This window comes from Actinomadura sp. 7K534 (assembly GCF_004348575.1).
GTDB lineage: Bacteria > Actinomycetota > Actinomycetes > Streptosporangiales > Streptosporangiaceae > Spirillospora > Spirillospora livida.
In genome coordinates this window covers 1-6354 of the sequence record NZ_SMKB01000333.1, presented here as the reverse complement: position 1 = coordinate 6354, position 6354 = coordinate 1, and the positions used below count along the sequence as shown (strand labels likewise).

Here is a 6354-nt window from a genome sequence, read left to right as displayed (position 1 = left end):
CGTACGCCCGCATGACCAACTGGCACGATGACCTGGGCAAGCTGCGCGCCGCGGGCTTCACCCTCCTGGCCCTGACCCCCGACCAGACAGCCACACCTATAGATAAGGCATCAACCGGCGACCGCGTCGCCCTCCTCCTAGGCTCAGAGGGCGACGGCCTGTCCTCTCACTGGCTGGACGAGGCCGACGAGCCGGTCTGCATCCCCATGAGCCCGGCCGCCATGTCCGCCGGCGTCGACTCCCTCAACGTCACCGCAGCCGCCGCCATCGCCTGCCACACCCTCACGCGGTAGGGATCAGGCCCAAGCGGGGCGGTTTAGCGGATCCTCTGCCGCTATCCACCACCGGCGACCAAGCGGACCCCTGTTGCGACTATGCGATCCTCGGCGCTGAGCGCAAGCATCCGCGGTACGCGGTGCCCGCCGCATGCTCCAAACCTTGAGAGCATGGCTGTGGCTTGCCAATTGGAACACAGGGCGCCTGTGCGATGCCGTTAATCTGGTTGTGGTGTTTAACGCTGTCTGCCATCGTCAACAGTGCCAACTGAGCGCAACGAGGTGAGCTATGAGTTCTGGAGAAGCGGGAAGAGAATTCGACCCGGCATGGTGGAGTGCTCCCCTTGAGGGTGAAGAGGATGTCGACGGCCTCGATAACCCCCTGTTGATGTCGGGCCGGTTTGAGGCCGCACTCCAGAATCCCAACCTTGGTGACACTCAGCGTGACGTACTAGTTGCCCTGGCAACAGTCACTTCTGCCTTGCTCGATCCCGATAACTGGCAGGAGCCGTTCACTCCTGCCATACAAATAGCCGGTCGCCGTAGCGCTGTACCTAGTGACCTTGACGCTGGCCAACTGGCGATGGTTGCTCGACTTGCACCGTTGATTGAGCAACCCATGCTTAGAGCGCGGGTGGCGGATGTTGCCTGGTTTTACGGCGACCGTAGCAAGGTCGAACTAATCGACATCGCTATCGACGCCTACCGGTCGTGGCCGCTAGATCCGCGCGGATGGGAGCGCCATGGTCGCGAATCTTGGGCTCGCGCGTTTCAGCTAGCCAAGCGTCGAGGACCCCAGGGTAAGGCGATCATTGAGGAGATGTGCAAGAAACTGCAGGACCGCGTCCTTGATGGCAAGAGCGCCGACGGTCATATGGTCGTTTCCCTGTCTGACCTACTGGCCAGCAACTGCCGACTTAGCCGTGATTCTGCACTGCAGATAGCCCGCAAACTTGCTTCGCTTGCTCAGGAGGTAAGTAACGCGGACCTGCGACTTTCGCGCCACTATGAACGCGAAGCGACCGGATGGTTCCGCAGAGCGGGTGATGCCGCCGCCGTAAATGACTGCATCGCACGAGTCGCTGAAAGCTATGCATCAGAGGCCCAGCTGCACCTTGCTCCGGACGTATCGAACAGTCAAGCCGCTGGGCTCGCCCTAGAAAAGGCACTAGCCACTATCCGCGAGCTGCCAACAGCTTATCGTCGGGAACATGATCTCGACTCCCGCTTCAAGGAGCTGCAAGCTCAACTCTCCGCAACTCGTATGACCACCCTTGAAGCCATGATCCACTTCGAGAGCGATCCAATCGACCTCACAGACCAGGTCTCGGCAGCCCGTCGAAACGTGTCAGGAAAAGAGCAATTCGAAGCGCTAGTGCGATTCGCTAGTTATGGCGCTCTTACTGATCCAGAGCGAGCACGAAAGAACGCCGAAGAACGACTCTCCGGTAGCCTTAGACATCTATTCTCGCGCACTACTTATGCTTCAGATGGTTGCAAGGTAGCGGCCTATGGCGGGAGCGTGGAAGATGTCGAGAACCAAATCTGGTCGGAAGTGATTCGCGAGTTCGATATTCGAGTTCACTGCATGAGTCTAGGTGTGATAATCCCCTCACAGGAGGTGCTAACCCTCGAACATCACTTTACATTTGACTATTTCGTGCAACTCTGCTTTGAATCTCCAGGAGTTCCAGCAACTCATGAAGGTTTGTGGGCTAGAGGTCTTTGGCATGGCCTCAACGGCGATTACGCTTCAGCTGCCGCCCTACTCGTCCCGCAAGTGGAGCATCTGGTCCGGTATCATCTCAATCGGCACGGCACCTCCACTCGCCTTGTGGATGATGAGACTGGCGTTGAAAACGAGAAGAGCCTCAACGCACTGCTTGATATGCCAGAGGCCGTTGAGATACTAGGCGATGGAGTGGCGCTTGAGTTGCGCGCTCTTCTAGTGGAAAAGCAGAGCGCGAATCTGCGAAATGAAATTGCACACGAACTGCTCACCGATGCTGCTGCTTGGAGTCACGCAACGGTGTATGCCTGGTGGCTCTGCCTTCGTCTCATGGTCGTTCCTCTATGGCTGATGCAAGGGCGGCAGGCCCAGTGACTCGGATTGACTGATGGGCGCGAGGGTCCTGCGCCAGTTGAGCGCACGATCACACCCACCAACATCGGGGCGATCTTCCGGTGTGCGGCGGCGCTCGGGGTGGACGCGGCCGTGCTGGCGCCGCGGTGCGCCGATCCGCTCTACCGGCGAGCGGTGAAGGTGTCCATGGGCGCCGTGTTCGCCCTGCCGTACGCCCGGATGGCCGACTGGCGCAACGGGCTCGGCGCGCTTCGCGAGCGCGGTTTCGAGCTCCTCGCGCTCACGCCCGCGGCCGACGCGACGCCCATCGACGAGGTGAAGGCCGCGGAGCGCAGGGCGCTGCTGCTCGGCTCGGAGGGGGACGGGTTGTCGTCGCGGTGGCTGCACGAGGCCGACCATCGCGTCCGGATACCGATGGACGGGGCGGCGCTGGCGCGCGGCGTCGACTCGCTCAACGTGGTCGCCGCCGCCGCGATCGCCTGCTACGCGCTCACCCGCTGATCACTTGCCGAACATGCCCTTGCGGGGGCGGCGGTGCGCGCCCTTCGCCCGCATGGCCGCCGCGCCGGCCGGGATGCGCCGCCTGCCCAGGCGCAACTGAGTCAGGAGCAGGGAGAACGCCACCAGGAGGGCCGCCAGCCACGCGATCTGCGTGCTGGCCATCCGCTCGAACGTGAGGTCCTGCGCGACGGGCGCCTCGTTGCCCTGCAGCCGGCTCTGCGGCGTCAGGGCGACGCCCTGGCTCGGCGCGACCGACGGGTTCGGCGCCTGGATCGGGGGCAGCGCGACCGACGGGTCCGGGGGCGCGAACGACGAGTTCGGCTGCGGCGGGACGGCCCCGCCGTTCGAGGTGACCGCACCGCTCCCGGATCCGCCGGAGGAGCCGCCGGAGCCGCCGGAGCCGCCGCCGGACCCGCCGTCACCGCCGGACGCGGAGTCGGTGGGCTTCGGCTTCTTGGTCGGCTTCTTCGTCGGCGTCTTGGTCGGCGGCTTGGAGGAGCTCGGCGGCTTGGTGGTCGTCGGCGGCGGCTTCGTCGGCGTGGGGACCACGTACTTCAGGACCGTGGTCGCGCTGGCCGGGTCGAGTTCCGCGGCGTCGACGGTGACCGTGACCGTGAACTCGGTCGTCTCCTCGGCGGCCTCTTCGGGGACGTTGACCGTCGAGCCGATCGCCCCCTCCTTGCCGTCGGCGAGGCTCTCGATGCCGCACTTCGGATCGGTGAAGGGCTCCCCGCAGTCGCCGGCGAACGTGGCCCCCCTGAGCGTCGCGGTGATCTTGGTGACCTTGACGTCGGCCAGGTCGCCGCCGACGGCCTTGACGGTCGTCGTGATCGCCACGGACTTGCCGGGGTCCACCGAGGACGCGTCCGGCGCGACGCTCACCTCGAGCGTCTCCTCCGTGGTGGGCGAGTCGGAGGGGGAGGGGGACGGCGAGTCGGCGGCGACGGCGGACGCGCCGCCGGCGGCCAGGATGGCGGCCGTGCAGAGCCCGACAAAGACCGGTTTCACCGCTGGTCGGCAGATCACTGCCGCAGCACCTCCGTCGCGTCGCCGTTGAGCGCTTCTGCCTTGCCCGGGGGGTCGGCCCCGGAAATCATGCGACCACGGATTCGCGGGGCAAATCAACCCCCGTCCGCGACTAGATCAACTCCTCGCGGACGTCCGCCACCTCCGACCTGGGAGCCCATGTCTGCCAGACTCCCTGGTCGATTCGATCGAGCCCCAGGCCCTCCGCGACGGGGGCCCGCCCGCCGGTGTACTCGACCCGCAGCCAGCTCTCGTGCTCGCCGACGATGACGAACCGCTCGCCGCGCCACTGGCACGTCGTCCGGACGTAGCGGAGGTCCTCCACCTCGGACGCGGGGACGATGCGGCGGTAGCGCCCGGGACGCAGTTCCTCGAAGCCGTCGGTCGGCCCGGGGGTGTACAGCCTGACCTCGCCGTCGGCGCCGGGCGCGGCCTCGAAGTCCCGGCCGAGCCACCGCGCGATGTACCCGTCGCGGATCACTGCGCGGCCTCCGTCCGCCCGTCCCAGGTCTCGGTGCTCGGCTCCGGCCGCAGCCAGGCGAGCCGGTCGGGGTCGTACATGGCGATGAACCGCTCGGACCGGTCCCTGCCGAGGTAGTACATCTCCGCCCCGAACGGGAGGCGGACGCTGTCCACCTTGTACTCGCGGATCGACCCGGCGCTGCCCGGCGCGAAACCGGTGCCCAGGAACGGCGGCCGCTCGATCACCCAGCCGGCGTCGCCCCACGTGGCCATCTCGTCCTCGTCCCGTCCCCCGAACGGGATCCGGTAGAGGTCGGGGCAGTAGGCGGGCCACCGGATGACGTACACGCCCTCGTCGCCGAGCGTGAACGGCGAGCCCTCGTAGAGGAGGCCCAGCGCCTCGTACAACTGGACGGGCGTCTGCAGCTCGGCTACGTCGCCCGTCGAGTGGACGAACCCCCCGACCCGGTCGTAGCCCTGCTCCAGGTACCAGGCGACGTGCCCGTGCGGCACGACCTTCTGCATGATGGACGGCGACGAGACGCGGTCGTCCAGGTCGGCGGGCGGAGCCTGCGGCCCGGCCTCCGGTACTGCCTCCGGTACTGCCTCCGGCCCGACCTCTGGCGCGGCCTGCGGAACGGACTCCGGCGCGGCCTGCGGAACGGCCTCCGGCCGCGGCGGCGGCAGCGGGACCTCCGGCCGCGCCGGGACGAGCCCGACCCGCACGGCCCACTCGCTGAGCGCCCGCACCTGGTCACCGTGCAGGGACGCCCCTATGCGCGTCCCCGGGTTCAGGAGCATCGTCCAGTCCTCGCGGGGCCACGCGCCGATGAGCTCCCGGAAGTCCGCGTACACGAACCGGGACTCGGGCAGCACCTCGCGCAGCCTCACCAGCGACGTGAAGACCTGCACCGCGCCCTCGGAGCGCAGCGCCGCGTCCCAGCGGAAATCCCTCTGGACGGGCGTCACCTCAAGCGGCGCGTCCTCGGGGATCGGCACGAGGACGTTCGCGTTCAGCAGCACGCGCAGGAACGCGTCCGAGTCGCCGCTCAGCGTCGCCTCGTACAGCTCCTGGTCGATCCGGTTGCCCGGCTCGAACGCCTCCTCGGGCTCGGCCGCGGCGCGCGGATCCGGTCCGCCCGGCTCGCTCTCCGGCCCCGCGTGCAGACTGTCGGCAGCAGCAGTCTGCTCCGGGTGGCCCCCGGTCTCGGCCGGCGAACCATCGCCGCCCCACGGCCCGGGCAGCCCAGGAGCCCGGCCCTCGGGCGTGGCTTGTACGCCCGGTGGGCCGAGCGCTTCCGGAGCGGGGGACGTCGGCGGGCCCGGATGTGCCTGTTCTTGAGGAATCGCGCCGGGCGCCGGGGCCTCGGCGGGTCCGGGTACGTCTTGACCGTCCTGCGGCCCCGGCAGTCCCGGAGCGGGAGACCCGATCGGGTCCGTTTCGGGACGGCTGTGCGGTGTACTCCCCGGCGCCGGAACTCCGCCCGTCCCGTGCATGGCTGGGTCGCCCTGCGGGTCAGGCAGTCCCGGAGCTGGGGATGCAGGCATGCCCGGGGGTGCGTGTCCTTGGGGCGCCGCACCGGGCGCCGGGGTGTCGATGGTCCCCGGCGTGGCGTGGTCGTCCTGCGGCCCCGGCAACCCTGGAGCGGGGGAAGTCGGGGTAGGGGACGGCGGAGGGCCCGTGTAGGTGTGGTCTTGGGGGTCTGCTCCGGGAGTCGGGGTGTCGGTGGCTCCGGTCGCGGCCTGGCGGTCCAGCGAGCCTGGCAGTTCCGGAGCGGGAGGTCCGGTGGGGGCTGTTTCGGGGTGGCTGTGCGGTGTGTCCCCCGGTGGCGGAGCACTCTCCGTTACAGGCGTGGCTTGCACGTCCTGCGGGCTAGGCAGTCCTGGAGCGGGGGGCTGCGGTGTGCCTGTGTGGGGGTGATCTTGGGACGGTCTGCCTGGTTCTGGGACGTCGGGCATCCCGGGTGCTTCCGCGGCCTGCGGCCCCGGAATCCCTGGGGTGGGAGA

General features: G+C 67.9%; 5 protein-coding genes and 1 pseudogene. 3 read left to right on the top strand and 3 right to left on the bottom strand.

Annotated elements, in window-relative coordinates:
• From E1266_RS34620 to E1266_RS34610, 3 genes and pseudogenes are all read left to right on the top strand, one after another.
• A partial coding sequence (locus E1266_RS34620) for an RNA methyltransferase (RefSeq protein WP_165966326.1) occupies nt 1-293 on the top strand: 293 nt, incomplete at its 5' end.
• A gap of 271 nt (nt 294-564) precedes the next feature.
• The gene (locus E1266_RS34615) at nt 565-2379 is read left to right on the top strand and encodes a DUF4209 domain-containing protein (RefSeq protein ID WP_132054386.1); all 1815 of its coding nucleotides are present in this window, start codon (nt 565-567) and stop codon (nt 2377-2379) included.
• 57 nt (nt 2380-2436) lie between these two features.
• Nucleotides 2437-2859 (top strand): annotated as a pseudogene (locus E1266_RS34610) (RNA methyltransferase); the annotation flags it as partial.
• Here the strand turns inward: E1266_RS34610 and E1266_RS34605 are convergent.
• The 3 genes from E1266_RS34605 to E1266_RS34595 form a co-directional block, all read right to left on the bottom strand.
• Nucleotides 2860-3867: a hypothetical protein gene (locus E1266_RS34605; protein WP_132054382.1), complete on the bottom strand. Its 1008-nt coding sequence runs from the start codon at nt 3865-3867 to the stop codon at nt 2860-2862.
• A 130-nt stretch (nt 3868-3997) separates the two neighbouring features.
• Entirely contained in the window at nt 3998-4366 is a 369-nt protein-coding gene (locus E1266_RS34600; RefSeq protein ID WP_132054380.1) for a hypothetical protein, read from the bottom strand.
• Complete coding sequence (locus tag E1266_RS34595) at nt 4363-5844, bottom strand: SseB family protein (protein WP_165966325.1); 1482 nt, start codon at nt 5842-5844, stop codon at nt 4363-4365. Before E1266_RS34595 ends, E1266_RS34600 begins: the two co-directional genes overlap by 4 nt.
• Nucleotides 5845-6354 lie beyond the last annotated feature (510 nt).